Here is a 23,178-nt window from a genome sequence, read left to right as displayed (position 1 = left end):
ACCGCAGCCAACTCCTCACCCAGCACACCCGATCAACGACACGACCGATCAAGAAGACACGCCATCTCGGACCGCACATGACCAAGCCCTACTAGTGCCTCTCGTTCGGATCATGCCGGGCCCGCGGGCCCTGGCACTGTGCCTCGCCGTGTTGTCGTCGGTCGGCATGGCTCCTTCCCCAAGCTCTCGGCTGCGCTCGGGCAGGGGAGACCCCCTCTGCCTCCCTCCTCCGCCTTGCGATCCACAGCACCGGACCCCGCTCCCTGATCCGGCCTGATCCAAACGAAAGACCCTAGACGGACCGGGGCAGCCCGATCGGGTTCGGGAACGGCAGCAGCTCCGCCTCCAGCACCTGCCGGGTCGGCAGCTCCAGAGCGGCGAGCAGCGCGTCCACCATGCTGTCGGTGAGGGGGCGCAGCAGCCGGGCGGCCAGCCGGTCGGTGGTGCCCTCGATCAGGTCCCGTTCCTCACGACCGCGCGGCGTGACAGCCGACTCCGTGTCGATCAGCCCGCGGGAGCGCAGCCGTTCCTCGGCGGCCGCCCACTCCGCGTTTCGCTCCAGCCCCGGTCGAGCCGGATGCCCTCGCGCGGAGCACGGTCGGTGGCGGCGGCGAGAACGAGCGCCTCGGGGGCGTCGAGACCGTGGTCGGCCAGAGCGGCGGCGTGCGCGTCGCCCCGGAACTCCCGCAGTGCGGTGGTGAGTTGCCACAGGCGTTCCACCGGGTCGGCGCGGTCGCACAGCGGCCGGTTCGCGGCGAACAGCGGTCGTGCGAGCGCCGATGCGTCCTCCACCATCGCCGCGAGCGGCGGGGCGAGCTGTCCGGCAAGAGTGTCGATGCCGGGAATCAGCCTGCGCAGCGCCCGCGCGGCGAGCTGCGCGCGGAGGTCCGTGAGTCTTTCGGGGGTGACGATCTGCCATGCGGCGGGCAGCGCCCGGGCCACCATGCCCGGGGCGAAGACGGCCAGGACAGCGGTCGCGGCCTCGGGGCGGACCGGCCCCATGGGGGCCGTACGGGTGGCGAAGTAGCCCATCCAGAAGCCCTTGAGGCCGACGGACCGGCCGATGCCCCGGCACTCCTCGTCGAAGTAGATCACTGCGTGGAGGGGTTCGGTGCGCAACCACAGTGCGCGGGGTCTCGACTCCATGGGAGCCAACCTAACGCCCATGGCAGCGGATGCGCCGTACGACGACGGGCGGGCGGAGGCTCCCTTCGGCCTCTGCCCGCCCGTCGCTGCCGCACCGGGGGAGTTCAGCCGGCCCTGACTGCCTCAGCCGGCCCCGCCGAAGTGCCGTTCCACGATCGCCGCGGCATCGGTGCCACGCGGCAGGATGCCGTACTGGTGGCCACGGGCCTCGCCGAGCCGGGCGGCGACGAACGCCTCGGCCGTCGCCGCGGGAGCGTGACGCAGCATCAGCGAGGACTGCAGTGCCAGCGCCATGCCTTCGACCGTCGCCCGGGCGCGGGTCTGCGCGGCGAGCGGCTCGCGCAGATCGTCGGCCAGCTCCTGACGTACGCGACGCACATGAGCGTCCAGTACGGGACTGGCACCGGCCGTGGTCCCCAGCTCGGCCCAGAAGGCGTCCAGCGACTGCGGGGTCCTGGCGATGCCCCGCAGCACATCGAGCGCGATGACGTTGCCCGAGCCCTCCCACACCGCCATCACCGGCTGCTCGCGGTAACGCCGGGCCAGCGGCCAGTCCTCGGTGTAGCCGTTGCCGCCCAGGCACTCCAGCGCCTCGTAGGCGTGGTGCGGGCCGCGCTTGCAGATCCAGTACTTGGACACCGCGGTGGCCAGCCGGCGGAACATCTCCTCGGACTCGCCGCTGCCGCTCTCGTACGCGTGGGCCAGGCGCAGCGAGGTCCAGGTCGCGGCCTCCGTCTCCAGCGCCAGGTCGGCGAGGACCGCCGTCATGGCCGGCTGGTCGGCCAGCCGGGCACCGAAGGCGCTGCGGTGCCGGGCATGCCAGATCGCCTCCGACACCGACTGGCGCATGCCCGCGGTGGTACCGAGCACACAGTCGAGCCGGGTGTGGTTGACCATCTCGATGATGGTCGGGACACCGCGGCCGGGCTCGCCGACCCGTACTGCCCAGGTGCCGTCGAACTCCACCTCGGAGGAGGCGTTCGACTTGTTGCCGAGCTTGTTCTTCAGCCGCTGGATACGGACGGTGTTGCGGGTGCCGTCGGCCAGTACCCGCGGCACGAGGAAGCAGGTGAGTCCGGCCTCGGCCTGGGCCAGCACCAGGAAGGCGTCCGACTGCGGGGCGGAGAAGAACCACTTGTGGCCGGTCAGCAGATGGGCCCGGCCGTCGGGGTCGGAGCCCAGCGGGACGGCCCGCGTGGTGTTGGCGCGGACGTCGGAGCCGCCCTGCTTCTCCGTCATCCCCATGCCGAAGGTCAGCCCGGACTTGCGGTCCGGGGCGATCAGGCGGGGGTCGTACGAACGGCTGAGCAGGCCCGGCAGCCAGTCCCGTCCCACGTCCGGATCGCGCTGCAGGACCGGGACCACGGCATGCGACATGGACATCGGGCAGGCGTGGCCGGGCTCGATCTGGGCGAACAGCATGAACGAAGCCGCCCGTGCCACCGCGGCTCCGGGCTTCGGATCGGCCCAGCCCGCCGTGTGCGTGCCATGACTCACCGCCGCGCCGATGACCTCGTGGTACGCGGGGTGGAAGTCGATCTCGTCGACGCGGTTGCCGTAACGGTCATGGGTGCGCAGGACGGGCGGGCAGGTGTGGGCGAGCTCCGCACTGATCTGGAACCGCTCGGAACCGACCAGGGTGCCGATGTCGTGCAGCTCCGGCTCGTGCCAGGCAGCGCCGAACGTTCGGACGGCCTGTGCGAGCGGCAGATTGGTGCCGTACTCGTCGAGGCCGGTCCGGGGCGGCGCCTGGTTGGTGACCTCATGGGGGGGGTGCGGCACGGGGGCCTCGGGCCGAAGGCCGGTCCGGTGCGGGGTGACGGTCATCGCGGGTTCCTGTCCTGGGTCGATGGGCGGGGCGGCGGGGGAGCGGGTGCGGCGGTGTGCGGCTCGCGTTCAGGTGCCGTCGGCTCCGACGGCTCTGAGGCACAGCGTGGTGATGCCCTCCACGACCGGTCCCGGGCCGGTCCGCTCGCCGACCGGCGACAGCGGGCCGAGAAGTGCCTCACTGACCGCCCCGATCACGGCGGCGGCCGACAGCTGTGCGTTCTGCGCGGGCAGCTCACCTGCGGCGATACCGGCGACGATGGCCGACTCGGCGAGGGCGTGATAGCCGCGCCGGTAGATCAGCCGCTCCTGCTCGACGAGCGGATCGACCGGTTCGGCCAGCAGCGCCCACGCCGTACGGGGGGAGCGCAGCGCACGGTAGGCGAAGACCTCGACCAGGGCGCGCAGCTGCTCGGCGGCCCCGCTCCGCGCCCGTACGGCCTCCTGCACCGCGCCGAGCTCATGACCTGCGACATGGCGGAAGACCGCGGCGAGCAGCTCCTGCTTGGAGGCGAAGTGGTTGTAGACGCTGCCGTTGGCGACACCCGCCCGGTCGGCGAGTGCGGAGATGCTGGCCGCCGCGTATCCGCCCTCGGCCAGCAGCTGCCGTGCGGCGTCCAGCAGCCGTTCACGGTGAGCGAGCCGAGTCGCCTCCGTACGGGCGGTGGGTCGGTAGGCCATGATGTTCTGAACCCCGATTCATATCTTCCTCTGTCACTCAACCACTGTTGTTCCCGGGGTGCAATGGCCCGCCGAAGAACTGCCGTTCTCTTTTCCGCGGGTAAGGGAACGGATGTTCAAGGCCGTGCGGGCGGTGGCTGTTACGGATTTTCCGGACCGGTCGCGCAGAGTGTGTGCGGGTGCGCGCCGGGTGCTGGATGCCGCCACGGGCCGGGTCGGTGCAGTGCCCCGCGGGTGGGTGCAGCAGGCAGGGGTTGGCAGGTACTTGGAGGGCCGGGATGGGTGCCGGTTACAGACGCGTGTGACGGAAATGTCCGTACTTCGTAACATGTATCGGTGCGTCTTTCGCGACTCGGGCATTCGGGCCACAGTGTGCGTTCTCGGCAACAGGCCGGGACCGAACAACGCTCGGACCGCACGGCCCGGGCCCGCATCTGAGGGGTCTTCATGTCCCGTTCCGCACGGCGGTTCACCGCTACCGTTCTCGCTTCCGGCGCACTGGTGGCCGCCGCCGCACTGCCGGCCATCGCAGACGATCACGACCACGGAAACGGTCGCGACCGCGGTCACGGCCACACCCGGACCGACCCGCGTTCGTCCGTGGTCCTGGGCGCGATCCAGTACAACAGCCCCGGGCGCGACAACGGCTCCAACCGCAGCCTCAACGGTGAATGGGTCACCGTCACCAACACCGGCCGTCACTCGGTCAACCTCCGCGGCTGGACCCTGAGCGACGAGAGCCACCGCACCTACCGGTTCGACCTGCGGCTGGCCGGCCGCTCCTCGGTGCGTGTGCACACCGGAGTCGGCCGCGACACCACCCGCGACGTCTATCAGGACCTCCGCAGGTACGTCTGGGACGCCAGCGACACGGCGACTCTGCGGGACGCGCGTGGTCACAGGGCCGACTCGAAGTCCTGGGGCCGCGACCATGACGGCCGTAACGGCCGCGACGACCGTGGCGGCCGTAACCACCACGACGGTCGCGGCTGACCCGACCGGCGACCGCTCCCCGTCCCCGGATCGGCCGTCAACACCCTGATCGCGGCGCCCCGCGGCCGACCCGGCCGCGGGGCGCCGCACTTGTCAGTGATCGTCGGACCGCCGCGCAGGGAGCTCCGCATTGAGCGCGTCGACCGCCCCGCGGACGTCCCCGATCGTCGTGTAGTCGACGGCCACGAAATTCACCGGGCCGCCCCGCTGCTGCTCGCACCGGTGCGCACGGTCCAGCACCCAGTCACGGGCGTTGACCTTGCCCGCGTCGATCCTGCTCCCGCCCGCGACGGTGATGAAGTGGTTGAGCAGGAAGAGCCGCTTGCCGGTGCCGCCGCGGTGCGGGACACAGCTCATCTCCTGCGGGCTCCGGAAGGCGAACGGCGTCTCCATCCCGTAACGGTAGAAATTGCGGTACCACGGTGCGGGACCGTCGGCCTTCTCGGCGAAGACCACGAGTCGCCGGCCGCTGTCGAGCATCTCGCCCAGCGTCGGCCACGCCTTCGCGGGGTCGGGGTCCGGGGTGTGGACCAGATCCAGCAACCCCGCCTGCCGGAAGGCCCGCTCGGTGTCCTCGCCGCTGATGGCGTCCTGAATGATCAGTGTGACGACCTCGGTCGGATGCGCCCGCATCCATGCGCCGATCGCTTTCAGGGCCGGCACCAGCTCGATCGCGCCCGCCCGGCACACGGCATGGCACAGCCACAGGCCCTTGCGCGGCGGATTGATCCGATTGATCGCGGAGGTGATCAGCCGGCGCTGCTCGGGCGAGAACTCGGGAGAGTTCAGCCGTTGCGCGATCTCCTCAGGTGTTTCCCAGTGGTACGTGTCGATCTGCAGGGCTCTGGCTCCACTGTTGAGCTGCGCGGTGATGTCGGGGTCCTGAAGCGGTCCGATGAACCGGTCGGCGGTGGTCGACATGGCGTTGTGCGAGGTCACGTACGCCACTTCGTCGTACCCGCGGTCGCACAGCTCCGGGCTGCCCTGGCAGATCCGTGGCACGGTCTGATTGATGCCCAGCGGTACGAGCAGGACGCCGGCCAGCGCGGCGCAGCTCGCTCCGGCAGCCAGCCCGCGGACGCGAGGGGCCGTGATCGCGGCCCGCGGCCGGACCCCGACGGCCCAGCCCGTTCCTACCAGGAGTGCACCGATGACCAGTGGGACCACAGCGGTCGTCAGCGCGGTGAGCGCGATCCGGTCGAGCGCGGTGTCCTGCACGTCGTCGACCAGCCGGGTCAGGCTCGGCGGCCAGGAACCCGGCGGAGTGATCACCCTTCCGCCGGTGGCCAGGCGCGCCACCAGCACAGCCAATGCGGTGAGGACCGCGCCCGATGCCAGTGCCCAGCCCGTCAGCATCAGCCGGCGGCCGGAGCCCGCCGGGCCGGCGAACCACAGGACGGCCAGGGCCGCGACACCCAGCACGGTGGCGATGGCCTCCACCAGGGCGAGTCCCTCGTGCGTGAAGGTGCGGGCCCGGTGGATGGCGTCCAGCTGGTTCCCCGACGCGGCGAGCGCCTGGGTGATGTCCCAGGTGCCGCCGCCGGCCGTGGTACGCAACCCGGCCGCGGCGGCACGGGTCCGGTCCGAGACCGCCGCCGGGGCCACAGCCGCCAGTGCGGTGGCGACATCGCCCTCCGCCAGCGCGACCGAGACCTCGGGGCGCAGCGCCGCCCGGCTCTTCGCGGGCACAGCCTGCAGCAGCGCATCGGTGGCCTGCGCCGCCTGGCCGGGGGAGAGGGGCAGGGCGGGCAGCCCGCTCGGGACCTGCCCGGAGATCAGACTGCCGAGCGCCTGGTTCAGGTCGGCCGAGAACTGAGCGAAGTCCGGCTCGGGCTTCTGCTGGAGCGAGGCCACCAGGTCACCGAAGTAGATCTGGGAGAGATCGGTGAGGTTGTTCACCACCGGCGTGATGTCCACCGTCAGCCGCAGGGTGTTCTGGTCGCCGCGGAGATACCCGACCACGCTGTCGATCTGCCGGTGGGTCATTTCCCGGACGGTCTCCGGCTCCAGCACGACCTTGATGTTGGAGGTCACCACGGCCTCCGGGACCGGCAGCCGCGCGAGGAGATTCCTGGTGACACCCGATGCCCGGGGATCTACCAGCACCTGGTCGTAGAGCCGGTCGTAGACCTCTTCGTGGTCGAGGACCGACTGGTAGAACGACGGGGACACCACGGTGCTGCGCGCCGTCGCGGTCACGGCCATCACCAGCGTGCACACGGCCGCCACGAGAAAGGCGGCCGTGCGCAGCGGGTGCCGCACGCCGAGGTCAGGACTCATCTGCCACGGACGGGATCTCCTGCTCGGTCCACAGGGCCTTGCCGCCGCTGCTGTACCGGGTGCCCCAGTGGGTGGCGAGCTGGGAGACGATGAAGAGTCCGCGTCCGCCCTCGTCGACGGTGCGCGCATGGCGCAGATGGGGCGACACCCGACTGCTGTCGTGCACCTCGCAGGTGAGCGAGCGGTCCAGGATCAGCCGCAGTTGCAGCGGAGGGGTGCCGTAGCGGACGGCGTTGGTGATCAGCTCGCTCACGATGAGTTCGGTCGCGTCGATCGTCTCCTCGTCGAGATTCCAGCCGTCGAGCCGGTCCCGCACGAGCGTACGGGCGATGGAGGGGGTCGTCCGGTCGTGGGCCAGCTCCCAGGTCGCGACCCGGTCGGCCGGGACGACGCCGGTACGGGCGAGGAGAAGGGCGGCGCCCTCGGGACAAGCCTCGGCCGGAAGGCTGTAGACCACGTCGTCGCACAGGTCCTGCAGATTCCGGCCGGGCTGCGCGAGTGCTTCCACTACCCGGCTCGCGGACCTGTGGTCGGTCAGGAGGGTGCCGGTGAAGAACGCCAGAACGCTGCCTTCGTCGAGCTCGAAGCCGGCGGTGGCGAACGGCGAACTGTCGGTGGAGAAGAGCGAGGGCCCTTCGGGTACGTCCAGGGTGGTCGTGGTGCCGTCGGACGTGACGAGGACCGGCGCCGGGTGCCCCGCCCGTGCGATGGTGCAGGTACGGGAGAACGGGTCGTAGACCGCGTACAGGCAGGTCGCATTGAGCGATTCCCTGTGCAGCCGGTCGCAGGGCGGCAGCGATGCCCGCTCGACGGCCAGGCGCCCGGCGGTGTCGGTCAGCCGGGCCAGCACTTCGTCGGGCTCGAGGTCGAGACCGGCCAGCGCCTGGATGACGGTCCGCAACTGCCCCATGGTGATGGCTGTCTGGAGGCCGGGTCCGTCTACATTGCCGACGATCAGGGCGGTGCGCGCGCCGGGGAGGCTGATGGTGTCGAACCAGCTCCCGCTGTTGCGCCCGGGCAGCAGGAGGTGTGCCGTTTCCACGGCGATCCGGTCACCGTCGCGCTGGGGGAGGAGCCGGCGCTGGACCGTCGACGCGATCACATGGTCGCGCTCGTAGCGCCGCGCGTTGTCGACGCTCAGGGCGACATGAGCAGCGGCCGTCAGAGCGAGCGGAATATCGTTCTCCTCATAGGGCTCCGTCCCCCGGCACCGGTACACACTCACAAGACCGAGAACCGCGCCGTGCAGCTTCAACGGCACCACGATCAAGGAGTGGGCCCGGGTCGCCTCGATCACCCGGGCGCTGTCGGGGTCCGCGTCGAGCCACTGCGTCCGGGGACCGATCTGGACGAGACGGGGCCGGAGATCCGAAGCGGCCAGAGCATGGGGCGTACGGGCGGGCAGCCTGCGCATCTCTCCGACCAGGCCGTCCCGGTGACCGTCGGGACCGAGACCTCGCACCGCCGCGCGGCGCAGTGGGACATCGCGTTCCAGGGGGCCGGGCGGCGGATCCGAACCGCGCAGCACTTCATCCACCACCTCGACCACGGCGAAGTCGGCGAACACCGGAACGACGGCCTCGACGAGCCCCTCGCAGGTGGCTGCCACATCGAGCGACCTGCCCACGTGCGTGCGCACCGCGGCGAGACACGCCGCACGGGTGCGCGCCTTCTCCTCGTCATTGACATCGACGACAGCGGCCAGCAGCCCGAGGGTGCGACCTTCCGCGTCTTCCAGGCGGTAGACGGACACCTTCAGGCTGCGATTGGGGCCGGGGGCGTCCAGGAGCCGGCCGCGGATCACGCGGTCGCGTGAGGCCACGCCACTGTCCAGCACCCCGCGCAGCATCCGCTCCGCCTGGTCCGGTTGTTCGAGGTGGTACGCCTCGGTGAAGTAACGCCCCACGAGGCGTTCGGCGGGGATGCTGTCGGAAAGGGGGTTCGCCCGCACCACCCGCAACTGCGTGTCCAGAACATGCAGGCCCACCGCGGACTGGGCGAACAGGGTGTGGAGGACCGCCGCCCCCATACCGTCGACCGCAGCCGACGCGGGGTCCGGTGCACCGGCGTCCGACACGGATTCACCCCCATCAGGCTCCGCCCACCTCGCGAATCGGCGGGTAGGGACAAGCGTCGACGCACCCCGCGCGCGTCGCCACCGCTCAGTGGCATACGGGTTAACCCCGCCGTGATCACGGAAGAACGACGGCTCACGCCGCTCCGCGCCCCCTCCTAGGCGGCCGCCGGCCCGCCGATCGACGGGGTGTCACCGGAGGCCGGTGGGGCGGGCGTCGCCACGGATTCCGGCGCGGACTGCGGCGCCACGGACTCGGGGGCCGACCCCGTGTCCGACGCAGGCGGTGAGGCCGGCGCCCCGGTGGACGGGGGCACCTGAGCCGGCGGTTCGGTGGTCGTGGACGTGGAGGGCGGAGAGGAGGCCGAAGACGGCGAAGACGGCGCTGAAGGCAGTTCTGAGGACGGGGATTTCGACGAAGGCGAGGGCGAAGATGAGGTCGAGGTCGAGGTTGAGGTCGACGTCGAAGGGCAGGGCCCGCTGGAGGCGCCCGGGGGCTCCGAAGGGCAGGGCGAGAAGATCGTCTTCGAGGGCGGCGCGGTCTTCTTGTCATGGCCGCCGGTGTCACCCGCGTCGCGCCTGAACCAGTCGTCACTCTTCGGGTCGAACATGATGAATGCCTTCACCGCCTGCGGCGCGGGCTCCACCACCACGACATTCGAGGAGCGGTAGCCGGGCCACGCGGCGCCCACCAGCTTCACACTGCCCTTCACCGCGACCGGCGGAAGCAGCGGGTTTCCGCAGGCGCAGCGCACCCGCGGCACGCCGTGGTCGTCGACCAGGACGGCCGTGCCGGCCTGGAGCACCGCCTGAAAGCTGGTGGGTGCACCGTTGCGGTACCCGTGATTGGTGACCCTGGTGTCCAGCCGCAGCTGGACCGGGGTCAGCGAGCGCAGATATCCAGGAACGCCGGAGGGGGCGATCCCCAGGACCGAAGCGAACGCAGTGTTCTTGCCGCGATCGGCTGTGAGCGCGGTGATCTGCTTCTCCACATCGCAGCTGGAGACGTGACGAGTGCCTCCGTACAGGCCCGGCGTCGAGCCCCGCACCGCCTGCGTGACGTTCGCCGCTGTCCCGGAGGCGCTCGGCAGCGGAGTCGGTGTCGTCGTTCCGGAACTGTTCCGTGCCGTCGACGGGGTGTACGGATCGGGGCCGGTCGAGCCGGCCGCCTGCAGGAAGACCTCGCCGCCCGCCACCGACCTGCCGTCGGGGCGGGTGAGGACGATGGTCAGCACCACCGCGGCCACGATCACAGCGGTGATCGACGCCACCAGGGGCACCGACCGCCACCAGGGACGACCGGGGCCGCCGCCGGAGCCGGAAGGCTGCGCCGCATGGCGGGGTCCGCCGGGTCCGCCCGTGCTGCCGGAGCCGCCTCCGGCCGGCGGTCCGGTCGGAGGGCCGGAGGGACGGTGCGGCGGTGGCGGCGGTACAGGTCCCTGTTGCGTGGGGCCCGAGAGCGGGCCGGATGGGGGTCCTGTGGGGCGGCCGGACGGCGGGGGTCGGTCACTCACGGGTTCTTCTTCCGGGCGGTAGAGATCGGTCCCGATTCTTCCCTTACGTGCACATTGTGTGCTCGGTGGTCGTGAGGCCCGCAAGCGGACGCCGACCGGCTCTCCCAAGGGGCGCAGTGCCCGGTGCCATGCCTAGCGTGGCCCCGTGAGCGAACAGGGAGACGAGCACCGGAGCGGCACGGCACGCAGCGCCGCGCACGGCTGGGGCCACGCCCTCGTCACGGTGCTCGCCGGGCTGGTGGCCATGGCCGTCGCGGCCGCTCTCGGACTGTGGGCGGCAGGCGCGACCGGTCTGCCGGACGGTGCGTTCCCGCGCGTCGTCGCGGCCGTCGTCGTGTTGGCGGCGGGCGGCACGGTCGACCTCTCGGGGGACGCCGGGGACCTCGCGAGGACCCACGCGGACCTCTCGGTGCTGCCGCTCTCGGTGACCCTCGCCGGAGCGCTGATGATCGCTGCGGGCTTTCTGCGTCCGCTGCGTCACCGGGCCGTCGCGGGCACCCGAGAACTGGCGGGCTGGGCCGCCCGGGTGGCAGCGCTCTGGGCGCTCGTGCTCATCGGCCTCTCGCTGCTCGCCCGCCGGACGTTCGCCGTCGCGGTCGGGGGCCCGACCGGCACAGTCATCAGCGACGTGTTCGACGCATCCCCCGAGGTCGGATTCCGGGCCGATGTCCTCCTCACCCTCGTCCTCGGCCTGATCTGGCTGGCGGGCGTTCTCGTCCTCGCGCTCCTCGTATCACGGGCGGCGCCGCTCCCCGCCCGCCTGGTGCGCTTCCACGAGTCGGTGCGCCCGGCCGCGTACGCCATGGTGGCGCTGCTGCTCGCGTACGTCGTACTGGGACTGGTCGCCGGGCTCGTCGTCGCGGTGACCCGCGGCCACCCGGCCGAGACGTTCGCCGTGATCCTCCTGGGGCTGCCGAACCTCGTGTGGCTCGCCTTCACCCTGGGGCTCGGGGCGTCGTGGGAGGGAAAGGTGGACGGCCCTTTCGGGCTGCCCATGCCGCATGTGCTCGACTCCGTACTCCGTACCCCCGACATCTCCACCCTCGATGTCACCACGCTGGCCGATGCCGACGCGCGCTCCTGGTGGCTGGTGGTCGTCGCCGCGGTCCTGACCCTGTCCGCCGCGTTCCTCATGGCGATTCGCTCGCCCGCCCGGATGCCGCCCTGGCAGCACGCCGTGCACATGGCGGTGGCGCTCGTACTCACCGTGCTGACCATCTGTCTGACCGCCCCGGTCTCCGCGCACTACGGACTGTCGCTGCTGGGCATCGGGGATGTCGACGGCGGCCTCGGCGGGCAGGTCATTCTGCGCCCGCACGTAGGGAGCGCACTCGCGCTGGCCGCACTCTGGGGGCTGGTCACCGGGTTCCTCGGCGGCCTGCTCGGCTCCAGGGTCCTGCGGCGCGGCGAAGTGGCCGGCTGACCACGACGCCTACCGCGGGAGCCCGGGGAACACCGGCAGCGCCCATCGCGGCGGCCCGGGCGGTGGCTCGGACCCCGGAGACCGTGCCACGATCCGCTTGTCCACCTGGGTCGGCGGATGGTTCGCGCGCGCACCGCCCCGGGCGGCCGAGCGCAGGGCGGCCACGAACTGCAGGCATGAGTCGTACCGGTCGTCCGGGCTCTTGGCCAGGGCCTTCGCCAGTACGCCGTCCACGGCGGCCGGGAGATCGGGGCGCAGCCCGGTCAGGGGCGGCGGCGGGTCGAACTGGTGGGCCCACAGCAGAGCCATGTCGTCGTCGCGCCGGAACGGCGGTCCGCCGGCCAGGGTCTCGTGGACGACACACGCCAGGCTGTAGACATCGCACCGGCCGTCCACCGGACGGCCGGAGATCTGCTCGGGCGCCACATAGTCGAGCGTTCCGACGAACTGGCCCACCGAGGTGAATCCGGTCAGCGACAGCGACTTCTTCGTCAGGCCGAAGTCCGTCAGATACACATGCTCGGGGTGGTCGCTGTCCGTGCCCGCCGCTATCAGGATGTTGCCGGGTTTGACGTCCCGGTGCACCAGGTCGTGATCGTGGGCGGCATCGAGTGCGGACGCCACCTGCGCGGCGATCCGTACCGCCGTGCCGATCGGCAGCGGCCCCTCGCGGTCGATGAGGGCGCGCAGGTCCTGACCCGCGACATAGCGCATGGCGATGTAGAGGATGCCCTCGGTCTCACCGGCCTCGAAGACCGGCACGATGTGCGGATGGTCGATCGCGGCCGCCACCCGCGACTCATGGGTGAAGCGCTTACGGAAGGTGTCGTTGCGGGCGAGTTCGGGTGCCAGCAGCTTGAGAGCGACCGTGCGGTCCAGCCGCAGATCCTTGGCCCGGTAGACCACGGCCATGCCACCGCGGCCGATCTCGCTCTCCACCACGTAGCTCGCGATCTGCTTCCCGAGCAGGTCGGAAGGCCTTCCGACGGGCAACTCGGTGCCCCGCGAGGAGTGCGCGGAGGCCGGGGACCGGGGCTCGTGGGCCATCACCCGTCACCCGCCCGGGTGGGCGGATGCGCGGCGGGAGGGCCGGATTCGTCGACCGGGCGGACGATCTGCGTCAGCTCCTCGTCGTCCTCGTCCGGCGGCCGGTCCCGGGCCATCTGTTCCGGGTGGACGATCTGCGTCAGCTCCTCGTCGTCCTCGTCCGGCGGCCGGCCCCGGGCCATCTGTTCCGGGCGGACGATCTGTGTCAGTTGCTCGTCGTCCTCGTCCGGCGCTCGGGGGTCGGCCAACTGCTCGGGCGCGACGACCTGCGTCGGATCCGCTTCGGCCGCCCCCGCCCCCGCCCCCGCCGGCGCCCCGCTCGGCCGGCCCGGTCCGGCCGAGGCCGCGTAGGTGCTGAGCCGCGTCCCGTCGCAGTACACCCAGCGCTCGTGCTCGGCGTCGTACAGCCACACCGCTTCGCCGTCCACGACCATTCCCACCCGCAGTCCCTGCGTACGGCGGCGGAAGGTCTCCCCGTCGATACGCTCATCGGCCAGTTCCTTCGCGGCGTGCCGGTACTGGGCCAGCGACTCCTGGACCCGGGCCAGCAGAGGGCGCGGGTCCGCCGTACGGGCGAGCGGCTGCCCGGCAGGCGGCGGTCCGTGCGGTACGGAGACGAGCAGGCGGCCGTCGACCCAGGCCGACCAGCCGTTGGCGCACAGGATCTGCCCCCAGTCCCCGCGCCGGTCGATGAGCTGTACCGGAAGCAGCGGGTCGAGCGGTTCGGTGGGGCGGGACACGTCCGGCGCCTCCCAGGCGGGCAGCCCGTCCTGGGGGACGACATGGGTCGGGCGGAACTCCGGAGTCACCATGGGCGCCTGCCTTCGCTACTTCCGCATGATGGCGGGTTCGTGCCGGCGCAGCAGCCGCGCGACCACCAGTCCGAAGACGGCCGACAGCACCACCAGCATCCCCATGTTCAACAGCCACACCGCTGCGGAGTGCTCGAACAGCGGATCCGAGGTCACCTTTCCCGGCACGATCCTGGCGAGCCCGATGGTCCCGGCCAGTGCCCCGAGCGCCCACCGGGACGGGACCAGCCACGCCAGTTGCTCCAGCCCGGGCACCCCGTGCAGCTTCAGCAGCGCACCGCAGAAGACGACCTGGACGATGGCGAGGAGCACCAGCAGCGGCATGGTGACCTCCTCCTTGCGTACCAGCGCGGAGACGAGCAGACCGAGCATCATCGCCGTGAACGACAACAGGGCCACGGCGAGTGTGATCTCGACCAGCGGTGGCAGGAGAACGCCCTTGCCGCCCGGGGCATTCAGATCGACTCCCACCAGACCGACGAGGGTCAGGACCACGGCCTGCAGTACCGTAATGGTGCCCAGGACAACCACTTTGGACATCAGATATGCCGATCTGGACAGCCCGACAGCCCGCTCCCGCTGGTAGATTCCCCGCTCCTTGACCAGTTCCCGTACGGCATTGGCGGCGCCGGTCAGCACGCCGCCCACACAGAGGATCAGCAGCGCGTTGATCGCCGTGTCCTGGGTCAGCCGGCTGCCGGCCAGGGCTCGGGTCATCGCGCCCATCACGAACGGCAGAGCGATCATGATGGCCAGGAAAGTCCGGTCGGTGCTCAGCGCGGCGGCGTACCGGCGGACGAGCGTCCGCAGCTGAGCGCCCCCGCTCCGGGTCTTCGGCGGCGGCGCGACCGGGGAGACCGCGGCGTGCGGCAGCCGGGGCTGCGCGGTGGAGTTCGCGATGTACTGCCGGTGGAACGGGGATGCGCGGTACTCCGCCGACCATTCCCGGTCCCGGTCGTTCTCGAACGCCTCGAACGCCTCCGGCCACTGCTCGAACCCGAAGAAGGTGAGCGCGTCGTCCGGCGTCCCGTAGTAGGCGGTCTTCCCGCCGGGGGCGAGGACCAGCAGCCGGTCGCAGACATCGAGGCTGAGCACACTGTGCGTGACAACGATGACCGTACGCCCGTCGTCGGCCAGCCCCCGGAGCATATGCATGACCGAGCGGTCCATGCCGGGGTCGAGCCCCGAGGTCGGCTCGTCGAGGAAGAGCAGCGACGGCTTCGTCAGCAGCTCCAGCGCGACGCTGACGCGCTTGCGCTGGCCGCCGGAGAGGCTGTGAATCGGCTGCTCCGCCCGCTTTTCCAGAGCCAGCTCACGCATCACTTCCGCGACCCGGGCCCGGCGTTCGGACGGGGCGGTGTCGTGCGGGAAGCGGAGCTCGGCGGCGTACCCGAGGGCGCGGCGCACGGTCAGCTGGGAGTGCAGGATGTCGTCCTGCGGGACCAGCCCGATGCGATGGCGCAGCTCGGCGTAGTCGTGGTAAAGGTCGCGGCCGTCGTAGAGGACGCTGCCCTCGTCGGCCGGGCGGAGGCCGGTCAGTGCGTTGAGCAGAGTGGACTTACCGGAGCCGCTCGGACCCACCACGCCGAGCAGACACTTCTCGCCCACCGGGAAGGAGACATGGTCGAGCAGGGTCTTGCGGCCCCGGTCCACGGTGACCGCCAGGTCCTGCACATCGAGCGAGACCTCACCGGTGTCGACGAACTCCTGCAGCACGTCGCCGACCAGAGAGAACTCGGAGTGACCGATGCCGACGATGTCACCGGCGGCGACCGGGGCGCGGCCGACCAGCTGGCCGTTGAGATACGTGCCGTTGTGCGAGCCGAGGTCGACGATCTCGTACGTGCCGTCCGGATGTGCCCGCAGTTCGGCGTGCCGGTGCGAGACGGTCAGGTCGTCGACGACGAGGTCGTTGTCGGCGCTGCGGCCGATGCGTACGGTGTGGACGGGCCGCGGCCGCACGGTGGTCGGCTGCCGGAACGTGCCGGTGGCCGCGGGCATGGAGACGGCGGACGGGCGGTCGGCCGGATGCAGCGCGGGGGCCGGGGGTTCCTGGCCGACCAGAACGGCGCACGGCCCGTTCGCGGGATGACCGAACCGGATGACGCTGCCGGGGCCCACGCCCGACTCATGGATACGCCTGCCCCCGGTGTACGTGCCGTTCGTGCTGTCCTCGTCCTCCAGTGACCAGTGGTCGGCCACGGGCCGCAGCACCGCGTGGTGCCACGAAACCCGTGCGTCGTCGATGACGATGTCGCTCAAGGGATCGCGCCCGACGTGGTAATCCCGGCTCGGGCTCATCACTGTGGGTCCCTCGTCGGTTTCGAGAACGAGTTCGGGCGCAGTCGGCGCGACAGGCCGTTCTCCCATGCCCAAATTCTAGCGATGCGTGCCGTTATGCGCCCGATGTATCGCGCTGAACGGCTTCCGCCCAGCCGGTCCGCTGCCACGGCCCCCGGCGCGCCACAGGCGCTACCCCCACCCTTCATGACCGGTTCACCCGATAGTTCCGGAATCAAGAAATCCTTGTGGCGGCGGCCCTGCGATCCGGGCCTCGGACCGCTGCCGCCCCGCACGAAGGAGAACGTCGCGTCATGTCCCACCCCGTGCCCGAATGGGCCGACCCCCAGGTTCCCGCGGACTCACTCGACCCTCAGGGCCTCAGCCGCCGAGGGCTGATGCGACGAGCCGGTCTGTTCGGTGCGGCCTTCGCCGCCGCGTCGCTGCCGCTGCCCGCGCTGGCCGACAGCAGGGGAGCCCGGTCCGACGGTCGCGGACATGGTCACGGACAAGCCCCCGACCTGGTCTATCTGGTCGGCGATCACCACAACCACTCCGTCTACAGCCATGACGCCAAGTACACCTTCTCCCAACTTGCCTCGGCAGGACAGAAGTTCGGCCTCGACTGGATGGTCTTCACCGAGCACAGCAACATCGGCCATGCCGAGTTCGGTGCCGCTCAGGAGCACCGGGAGATCCTCAAGGCCCGCGCCGACAACAAGCGCATGCTGATCTTCCAGGGACTGGAGTGGTACATCCCCGGTGCCGAGCACTGCACCGTCTTCTCGCCGCCCGGACGGCATGAAGTGGACCTCCTCACCCGTTTCGAGGAAGCCTTCGACGGCAAGCTGCTCGGCTACACCGCCGGTGGCCCGACGCACCCCGACACCCCGCGGAACGAGGCGCACGCGGTCAAGGCCCTCAAGTGGCTGGCCGAACAGCGCCGCACCCGGTACGTCGACGACGTGCTCGTCCTCGCCAACCACCCCATGCGGCTCGGCATCGACTCCCCGCACGAGATGCGCGGCTGGCGCGACGCGGCCCCCGAGATCATGATCGGCATGGAGGGCGCCCCGGGCGCTCAGGCCGGGGCGATCCCGGGCTGGCACCCGGACACCAACATCCGCGGCGAGTACACGAATTCACCCTCCGCCGACTCCTGGCCCGGCTACCCGCGCGAGGCGTACGTCACCTACGGGGGCTTCGACTGGGCGACCGCGACCGTCGGTGGCCTGTGGGACGCGATGCTGGCGGAGGGCAAGCTCTTCACGATCACCTCCAACTCCGACGTCCACCGCGTCGCCCAGGACACCTGGGTCAACGGTGCCTGGCCGCCCGGCCGGAACTTCGACAACACCGGCCACATCCCCGACCCGTACAACACCACCGAGCCGCAGCCCGGCGGCGACTTCTGGCCGGGCCAGTTCAGCCGTACGCATGTCGGCGTCACCCGGTACGGCTACCGGAACGTGATGGAGGGGCTGCGGGCCGGCCGGGTCTGGGTCGACCACGGACATCTCATCGACGGCATCGACGTCAAGGTGCGCGGCGAGCACGGCAACAGCGCCACACTCGGCGGCCGGCTGCGCGCCAGGCGCGGCGAGAAGCTCACCCTCACCGTCACGGTGACGGCCGCCTCCCGCCGTAATCCGTACGGTGTGCTGCCGCGCCTGGAGCACGTGGACGTCATCCGTGGCGCGGTCCGCGGTCCGGCTGCCGACCGCGACGACTGGCACGCCCCGGACACCCGGCTCGCCCACACCGCCGACGTCTCGGGCCGCCGCGGCACGTACACCCTGCGCATCCCGGTCGGGCGCGCGGACGAGCCGTTCTACCTGCGGCTGCGCGGCAGCGACGGCAAGCGGCACGGGAAGGGATTCCTCGGCGCGTCGATCGACCCGCACGGCCCGCTCCCGCACGAGCCCGGCAAGGGCAACCCGTGGCTCGACACCTGGTTCTACACCAACCCGGTCTTCGTGGACATCGTGCGCTGAGCCCGCCGAAGGGCCGGGGCCGCCCGAGGCGGCCCCGGCCGAACTCAGGCGTCCAGCGCCGCGGAGACCACGGCCTTGGCCTCCTCCTGCACCCGGCCGAGATGGCCGGCGCCCAGGAACGACTCGGCGTAGATCTTGTACACATCCTCGGTGCCCGAGGGACGGGCGGCGAACCAGGCGTTCTCGGTGGTCACCTTGATGCCGCCGATCGGTGCGCCGTTGCCGGGCGCCTTCGTCAGCACGGCCGTGACGGGTTCACCGGCCAGGGTGTCGGCCGTGACCTGCTCGGGGGAGAGGCGCCCGAGCACCGCCTTCTGCTCGCGGTCGGCCGGAGCGTCGATCCGGGCGTACGCCGGTTCGCCGAACCGGGCGGTGAGCGCTGCATAGTGCTGCGACGGGGACGTGCCCGTCACCGCGAGGATCTCGGAGGCGAGCAACGCCAGAATGATGCCGTCCTTGTCGGTCGTCCACACCGATCCGTCCCGGCGCAGGAACGACGCCCCGGCGGATTCCTCGCCGCCGAACCCGAGCGATCCGTCGACCAGTCCGTCCACGAACCATTTGAAGCCGACGGGCACTTCGACCAGTTCACGGCCGAGACCGGCCGCGACCCGGTCGATCATTCCCGAAGAGACCAGCGTCTTGCCGATGCCTGCTGCGGAAGGCCACTGCTCGCGGTGGGCGTACAGGTAGTTGATGGCGACGGCGAGGTAGTGGTTCGGGTTCATCAGCCCGGCGTCGGGTGTGACGATGCCGTGCCGGTCGGCGTCGGCGTCGTTCCCGGTCGCGATCTGATAGCGGTCGCGCTGCCCGATCAGCGAGGCCATCGCGTACGGCGAGGAGCAGTCCATCCGGATCTTTCCGTCCCAGTCCAGCGTCATGAACCGCCAGGTGGGATCGGTCAGGGGATTGACCACGGTCAGATCGAGCCGGTGCTGTTCGGCGATGCGGCCCCAGTACGCGACCGACGCGCCGCCCAACGGGTCGGCACCGATGCGTACTTCGGCCGATCGGATCGCGTCCAAATCGAGCACGGACGGCAGGTCCGCCACATAGCTGCCGAGGAAGTCGTACGTCCCGGTGGTCGACGCCGCCCGTGCGCGGACGTAGGGCAGCCGTCGTACGTCCTTCATACCGGCCGCGATGATCTCGTTGGCCCGCTCCTGGATCCAGCCGGTGGCCTCGGAGCCGGCCGGACCGCCGTTCGGCGGGTTGTACTTGAACCCGCCGTCACCGGGCGGGTTGTGGGACGGGGTGACCACCACGCCGTCGGCGAGCTGCGAGGTCCGGCCCCGGTTGTGGGCGAGGATGGCGTGCGACACCGCCGGGGTCGGGGTGTAGCCGTCGGCCGGATCGATGAGCACGGTCACGTCATTGGCGGCGAACACCTCGATGGCGGTGATCCGGGCCGGTTCCGACAGCGCATGGGTGTCGGCGCCGAGGAAGAGCGGCCCGTTCGTGCCCTGCCGCGCCCGGTACTCGCTGATGGCCTGGCTGGTGGCGGCGATGTGGTCCTCGTTGAACGCGGTGGCCGTGGACGACCCGCGATGGCCGGAGGTACCGAACGCCACCCGCTGGTCCGGCTCGGCCGGATCCGGGTGCAGCGTGTAATACGCGGTCACCAGCCGGGCCACATCGGTGAGATCCTCCGGCCGGGCCGGCTGTCCAGCTCGTTCGTGCGGCATCTGCCCACTCCTCCGTATCGGTCGGTCGTTGCGGTCTTCCCCTCCGCCATTTTCGCGGGTGGCCCGCGCCGGTACGCGACTGCCCCGCCGGGGACACGCACCGGCACGGCGGGGAGGGATGAACGGCCCAAATCCTGTGGAGGCGTGGCCGGGCCCCGGCATATGTTCGTCCACGACGACGAGCAGCCCACCGCAGAGTGCGAGAAGTGGCGGGTTTCCGACCGAACGGGAAGAGACGAGATGGCACCGAACGAGTCCGCAGCGGCCGACCGCGTCCTGCTGCGCGAGGCCGCCGCCGAGGACGCGGAGCCGCTCACCCGGCTCTTCCTCGACTCCCGCGCCGCAGCCATGCCGTACCTGCCGAAGGTGCACAGCGACGAGGACACGCTGGCCTGGATGACCCATGTCGTCCTGCCCGGAACAACGGTGTGGATCGCCGGGACCGGGACCGGGGAGGTGCTGGGGTTCGCCTCCCTCGACGGAACCGAGCTGGAGCACCTGTATCTGCGGCCCGATGTACGGCGGCGGGGCATCGGCTCGCTGCTTCTGGCCAAGGCGCGCGAGATCGCCCCCGACGAGCTCACCCTGTACGTCTTCCAGCGCAACACCGGCGCCCGGGCCTTCTACGAGCGGTACGGCTTCACCGCGGTCGGGTTCGACGACGGCAGCCGCAACGAGGAGAAGGAACCGGACGTCAGGTACCGGTGGACCGCGAACGGCTGATGCCCTGCCCCGTCCGGGACGAAGCCCGCGTCGCGGTGCAGCACTCCTCCCGGGCCGTCGCGGGCCAGTACTTCGTCACCCTCGAGTCCGCGTTCGCCGAACCGGCTTCCGTACACCGGACTCTGATCCCGGCCGGCTGACAGCACATGACGAGCGGGGCCCGCAGCCGCAGGCCCCGCTCCTTGCTGTCGTGCCCCCTGCCATCCGTGCACGCCACATGCATCGTACTGTCAAACATTTACGAAAATTGCGCGGGATATTGCTCTCCCCTGCATGCAGTGGTTGAGTGTGCCGCGCCCCGGCAGAGTGCCGGCCGAGGGCCTTCCGCGCTCATGCCCGAAGGGGACCACCGATGAGAAGTGCTGGGTTCCGCCGTACACGCCGTGCCTCCGCCGTCACCCTCGTCACCGCGCTCGCCCTGACCGCCCTCGCCTCCTGCGGTACGAGCAGCAGCGGGGGCGGCAAGGGGGACGGATCCGAGGGGTCCTCGGACCCGTCGGCCCCGCTCGACCGGAAGGCGAAGGTGACGATCTCGATCGACTGCATGCCGCCGGCCGCCAAGGCCGCGGAACTGCGGGAGTGGAACGAGGACATCAAGACGTTCAACAAGACGTACCCGAACGTCACGATCAACGGGAAGTCCACCCCCGGTCAGTGCCTGGAGCCGCCGCGCTTCACGGCGATGCTCAAGGCGAAGTCGCAACCCGACGTGTTCTACGCCTACTTCACCGACCTGGAGCAGGTGCTCGACAACAACGGCGCCGAGGACATCTCCGCGTACGTCACCGACAGGACGGTCCCCGCGCTGAAGGACATCCAGCCCCAGGTGGTCGATGTGGCGCGCAAGGACGGCAAGCTCTACGCCCTGCCGACCAGCAACTACACCATGGGCCTGATGATCAACCGGAAGCTGTTCACACAGGCCGGCCTCGACCCGGACCAGCCACCGGCCACCTGGGACGCGGTCCGGGAGGCCAGTAAGAAGATCGCGGCACTCGGCAAGGGCATCGCGGGCTACGGCGAGTACAGCGCGGGCAACAACGGCGGCTGGCACTTCACCGCCGCCCAGTACGGCCTCGGCGGCGAAGTGGTCGACTCCACCGGAAAGAAGGCCGCCTTCAACGACGACACGGGCAAGCAGGTTCTCCAGCAGCTGCACGACATGCGGTGGGAGGACAACAGCATGGGCCAGACCCAGCTGCTGAAGTGGGGCGATCTGCAGAAGCAGATAGCCAGCGACAAGCTCGGCATGTTCCTCGCCGCACCCGACGACATCACGTACATGGTCCAGCAGCTCGGCGCCACGTACGAGAACTTCGGCATGGGCCCGATCCCCGGCGCGGAGGGAACCCTCTTCGGTGGCAACGACTACATGATCAAGAAGGGCAGTTCGCCCAACCGGATCAAAGCCGCCATCGCCTGGCTCAACTTCAAGAACCTCACCCAGGGCAAGGGCCAGTTCGACTGGGCGCGCACCAAGGCCGACCAGCTGCCCGTCGGACTGCCGCAGCCGAACTTCTTCCTGGGCACAACCAAGACGAAGGACGACGCACAGCGGGTCGCCAACGCCACGATGCCGGTCGAGAACTTCAAGGCATTCATGGACAACCCCGTCAAGGGCAAGGCCGAGCCGCCGAAGGCGCAGGAGATCTACAAGATTCTCGACAACGCCATGTCGGGGGTCCTCACCAACAGAAACGCCGACATCGACAAACTGCTCTCCACCGCCGAACAGCAGGTCAACCAGGTACTGGCGAACCAGTGACGGACGCGTGGGGCGGGGTGCGCACCGTCCGTGCGGACTCCGCCCGCCAGGAGTTCCGGCGAGCCCTGCGCCGCAACATCTCCGCGCACGGCTTTCTGATCGGAGCGGTGCTCTGCTTCTCGTTCTTCTCCTGGTATCCGATGGTCAGGGAGTTCATCCTGGCCTTCCAGAAGAACGAGGACGGCAGGACCACCTGGGCCGGCTGGTCCAACCTCAGCCATGTCTTCAACGACCCGGCCTTCTGGCAGGCCTGGCGCAACACCCTGCTCTTCACCGGGCTCGCGCTTCTGCTGGGCTTCGCGGTGCCGTTCGTCGTCGCCGTCGTCCTCAATGAATTCCGGCACGGACAGGGCTACTTGCGGCTCCTGGTCTACCTGCCGGTGATGCTGCCCCCGGTCGCCTCCGTACTCCTCTTCAAGTACTTCTACGACCCCGGCTACGGACTCTTCAACCGCATCCTGGAACTCGTCCACCTCCCGGCCCAGCAATGGCTCCAGTCCACCAGCACCGCCATGCTCTCGGTCGTCATCGCAGCCACCTGGATGAACATGGGCGGCGCCACCCTGATCTATCTCGCCGCCCTCCAGGGCATCCCCGGCGAGCTGTACGAAGCGGCCGAGCTCGACGGCGCCGGGCTGCTGCGCAAGGTCTGGCACGTCACCGTCCCGCAGACCCGGCTCATCCTCTCGCTGCTCCTGCTGATGCAGATCATCGCGACGATGCAGGTCTTCACCGAGCCCTTCCTGCTCACCAACGGCGCAGGTCCCGAGGGCTCCACCACCACCGTCGTCTACCTCATCTATCAGTACGCCTTCAACTTCAACAACTACGGCAGCGCGGCGGCACTCGGCCTCGTCCTGCTCGTCGTCCTCGCGGGCTTCTCCGCGGTGTACGTACGACTGAGCCGCAGCAGCGAAGACCAGTAGGGGGCCCG

The 23,178-nt window shown here is 70.5% G+C and carries 18 protein-coding genes; 7 read left to right on the top strand and 11 right to left on the bottom strand.

Going from position 1 to position 23,178, the window contains the following annotated elements; genetic code table 11:
* Nucleotides 1–292: 292 nt before the first annotated feature.
* The 4 genes from ACGFU7_RS32565 to ACGFU7_RS32550 form a co-directional block, all read right to left on the bottom strand.
* Complete coding sequence (locus ACGFU7_RS32565; RefSeq protein ID WP_393700616.1) at nucleotides 293–505, bottom strand: hypothetical protein; 213 nt, start codon at nucleotides 503–505, stop codon at nucleotides 293–295.
* Nucleotides 505–1,146, bottom strand: coding sequence for a hypothetical protein (locus tag ACGFU7_RS32560; protein WP_393700599.1), 642 nt, complete (start codon nucleotides 1,144–1,146; stop codon nucleotides 505–507). The genes ACGFU7_RS32565 and ACGFU7_RS32560 overlap by 1 nt, the downstream gene beginning before the upstream one ends.
* 123 nt (nucleotides 1,147–1,269) lie before the next feature.
* On the bottom strand, nucleotides 1,270–2,973 hold the full coding sequence (locus ACGFU7_RS32555) for an acyl-CoA dehydrogenase family protein (RefSeq protein ID WP_393700597.1): 1,704 nt from the start codon (nucleotides 2,971–2,973) through the stop codon (nucleotides 1,270–1,272).
* Nucleotides 2,974–3,042: 69 nt separating this feature from the next.
* On the bottom strand, nucleotides 3,043–3,654 hold the full coding sequence (locus ACGFU7_RS32550) for a TetR/AcrR family transcriptional regulator (RefSeq protein ID WP_393700596.1): 612 nt from the start codon (nucleotides 3,652–3,654) through the stop codon (nucleotides 3,043–3,045).
* A gap of 447 nt (nucleotides 3,655–4,101) precedes the next feature.
* On the opposite strand from ACGFU7_RS32550, the gene ACGFU7_RS32545 reads away from it, so the two are divergent.
* Nucleotides 4,102–4,647, top strand: a complete 546-nt coding sequence (locus ACGFU7_RS32545) for a lamin tail domain-containing protein (RefSeq protein WP_393700594.1) — start codon at nucleotides 4,102–4,104, stop codon at nucleotides 4,645–4,647.
* Nucleotides 4,648–4,740: 93 nt separating this feature from the next.
* Here ACGFU7_RS32545 and ACGFU7_RS32540 read toward each other — a convergent pair whose 3' ends face one another.
* The 3 genes from ACGFU7_RS32540 to ACGFU7_RS32530 form a co-directional block, all read right to left on the bottom strand.
* Nucleotides 4,741–6,927, bottom strand: coding sequence for a hypothetical protein (locus tag ACGFU7_RS32540; protein WP_393700593.1), 2,187 nt, complete (start codon nucleotides 6,925–6,927; stop codon nucleotides 4,741–4,743).
* Nucleotides 6,917–8,956: a SpoIIE family protein phosphatase gene (locus ACGFU7_RS32535; protein ID WP_393700614.1), complete on the bottom strand. Its 2,040-nt coding sequence runs from the start codon at nucleotides 8,954–8,956 to the stop codon at nucleotides 6,917–6,919. Before ACGFU7_RS32535 ends, ACGFU7_RS32540 begins: the two co-directional genes overlap by 11 nt.
* Before the next feature lie 203 nt (nucleotides 8,957–9,159).
* The gene (locus tag ACGFU7_RS32530) at nucleotides 9,160–10,515 is read right to left on the bottom strand and encodes a DUF6777 domain-containing protein (protein ID WP_393700591.1); all 1,356 of its coding nucleotides are present in this window, start codon (nucleotides 10,513–10,515) and stop codon (nucleotides 9,160–9,162) included.
* A gap of 145 nt (nucleotides 10,516–10,660) precedes the next feature.
* Between ACGFU7_RS32530 and ACGFU7_RS32525 the strand changes: the two genes are divergently transcribed.
* The gene (locus tag ACGFU7_RS32525; protein ID WP_393700590.1) at nucleotides 10,661–11,938 is read left to right on the top strand and encodes a streptophobe family protein; all 1,278 of its coding nucleotides are present in this window, start codon (nucleotides 10,661–10,663) and stop codon (nucleotides 11,936–11,938) included.
* A 9-nt stretch (nucleotides 11,939–11,947) separates the two neighbouring features.
* Here the strand turns inward: ACGFU7_RS32525 and ACGFU7_RS32520 are convergent, their stop codons facing one another.
* From ACGFU7_RS32520 to ACGFU7_RS32510, 3 genes are read right to left on the bottom strand one after another with little or no spacing between them, the layout of a single operon-like run.
* Nucleotides 11,948–12,985, bottom strand: coding sequence for a serine/threonine-protein kinase (locus ACGFU7_RS32520; protein ID WP_393700588.1), 1,038 nt, complete (start codon nucleotides 12,983–12,985; stop codon nucleotides 11,948–11,950).
* Complete coding sequence (locus ACGFU7_RS32515) at nucleotides 12,985–13,797, bottom strand: hypothetical protein (protein WP_393700586.1); 813 nt, start codon at nucleotides 13,795–13,797, stop codon at nucleotides 12,985–12,987. Before ACGFU7_RS32515 ends, ACGFU7_RS32520 begins: the two co-directional genes overlap by 1 nt.
* Before the next feature lie 15 nt (nucleotides 13,798–13,812).
* Nucleotides 13,813–16,167 (bottom strand): FHA domain-containing protein, encoded by a 2,355-nt coding sequence (locus ACGFU7_RS32510; RefSeq protein WP_393700585.1) that lies wholly within the window; start codon nucleotides 16,165–16,167, stop codon nucleotides 13,813–13,815.
* Between the two features lie 224 nt (nucleotides 16,168–16,391).
* On the opposite strand from ACGFU7_RS32510, the gene ACGFU7_RS32505 reads away from it, so the two are divergent.
* Nucleotides 16,392–18,071 (top strand): PHP domain-containing protein, encoded by a 1,680-nt coding sequence (locus tag ACGFU7_RS32505; RefSeq protein ID WP_393700583.1) that lies wholly within the window; start codon nucleotides 16,392–16,394, stop codon nucleotides 18,069–18,071.
* Nucleotides 18,072–18,115: 44 nt separating this feature from the next.
* On the opposite strand, the gene pgm is transcribed toward ACGFU7_RS32505, so the two are convergent.
* A complete protein-coding gene (gene pgm / locus ACGFU7_RS32500) occupies nucleotides 18,116–19,756 on the bottom strand; it encodes a phosphoglucomutase (alpha-D-glucose-1,6-bisphosphate-dependent) (protein ID WP_393700581.1) in 1,641 nt (546 codons plus the stop codon).
* 240 nt (nucleotides 19,757–19,996) lie between these two features.
* On the opposite strand from pgm, the gene ACGFU7_RS32495 reads away from it, so the two are divergent.
* From ACGFU7_RS32495 to ACGFU7_RS32480, 4 genes are all read left to right on the top strand, one after another.
* Nucleotides 19,997–20,479, top strand: a complete 483-nt coding sequence (locus tag ACGFU7_RS32495) for a GNAT family N-acetyltransferase (protein WP_393700579.1) — start codon at nucleotides 19,997–19,999, stop codon at nucleotides 20,477–20,479.
* Nucleotides 20,479–20,619: a hypothetical protein gene (locus ACGFU7_RS32490; RefSeq protein WP_393700578.1), complete on the top strand. Its 141-nt coding sequence runs from the start codon at nucleotides 20,479–20,481 to the stop codon at nucleotides 20,617–20,619. Before ACGFU7_RS32495 ends, ACGFU7_RS32490 begins: the two co-directional genes overlap by 1 nt.
* Before the next feature lie 212 nt (nucleotides 20,620–20,831).
* Entirely contained in the window at nucleotides 20,832–22,244 is a 1,413-nt protein-coding gene (locus ACGFU7_RS32485) for an extracellular solute-binding protein (RefSeq protein WP_393700576.1), read from the top strand.
* Nucleotides 22,241–23,170 (top strand): carbohydrate ABC transporter permease, encoded by a 930-nt coding sequence (locus tag ACGFU7_RS32480; RefSeq protein WP_393700574.1) that lies wholly within the window; start codon nucleotides 22,241–22,243, stop codon nucleotides 23,168–23,170. Before ACGFU7_RS32485 ends, ACGFU7_RS32480 begins: the two co-directional genes overlap by 4 nt.
* The last annotated feature ends 8 nt before the right edge of the window (nucleotides 23,171–23,178 follow it).

Source organism: Streptomyces sp. NPDC048473 (assembly GCF_043200155.1).
Taxonomy (GTDB): Bacteria; Actinomycetota; Actinomycetes; order Streptomycetales; family Streptomycetaceae; genus Streptomyces.
The sequence above is the reverse complement of the archived record's forward strand: the minus strand, read 5'-3'. Positions and strand labels throughout refer to the sequence as shown.

Bases quoted from the DNA above. Each gene is read 5' to 3' on its own strand.
- ACGFU7_RS32560 (WP_393700599.1), bottom strand. From the start codon at position 1,146: ATGGAGTCGAGACCCCGCGCACTGTGGTTGCGCACCGAACCCCTCCAC.
- ACGFU7_RS32555 (WP_393700597.1), bottom strand. From the start codon at position 2,973: ATGACCGTCACCCCGCACCGGACCGGCCTTCGGCCCGAGGCCCCCGTG.
- ACGFU7_RS32550 (WP_393700596.1), bottom strand. From the start codon at position 3,654: ATGGCCTACCGACCCACCGCCCGTACGGAGGCGACTCGGCTCGCTCAC.
- ACGFU7_RS32545 (WP_393700594.1), top strand. From the start codon at position 4,102: ATGTCCCGTTCCGCACGGCGGTTCACCGCTACCGTTCTCGCTTCCGGC.
- ACGFU7_RS32540 (WP_393700593.1), bottom strand. From the start codon at position 6,927: ATGAGTCCTGACCTCGGCGTGCGGCACCCGCTGCGCACGGCCGCCTTT.
- ACGFU7_RS32535 (WP_393700614.1), bottom strand. From the start codon at position 8,956: ATGGGGGCGGCGGTCCTCCACACCCTGTTCGCCCAGTCCGCGGTGGGC.
- ACGFU7_RS32520 (WP_393700588.1), bottom strand. From the start codon at position 12,985: ATGGCCCACGAGCCCCGGTCCCCGGCCTCCGCGCACTCCTCGCGGGGC.
- ACGFU7_RS32515 (WP_393700586.1), bottom strand. From the start codon at position 13,797: ATGGTGACTCCGGAGTTCCGCCCGACCCATGTCGTCCCCCAGGACGGG.
- ACGFU7_RS32510 (WP_393700585.1), bottom strand. From the start codon at position 16,167: ATGGGAGAACGGCCTGTCGCGCCGACTGCGCCCGAACTCGTTCTCGAA.
- ACGFU7_RS32505 (WP_393700583.1), top strand. From the start codon at position 16,392: ATGTCCCACCCCGTGCCCGAATGGGCCGACCCCCAGGTTCCCGCGGAC.
- pgm (WP_393700581.1), bottom strand. From the start codon at position 19,756: ATGCCGCACGAACGAGCTGGACAGCCGGCCCGGCCGGAGGATCTCACC.
- ACGFU7_RS32495 (WP_393700579.1), top strand. From the start codon at position 19,997: ATGGCACCGAACGAGTCCGCAGCGGCCGACCGCGTCCTGCTGCGCGAG.
- ACGFU7_RS32490 (WP_393700578.1), top strand. From the start codon at position 20,479: ATGCCCTGCCCCGTCCGGGACGAAGCCCGCGTCGCGGTGCAGCACTCC.
- ACGFU7_RS32485 (WP_393700576.1), top strand. From the start codon at position 20,832: ATGAGAAGTGCTGGGTTCCGCCGTACACGCCGTGCCTCCGCCGTCACC.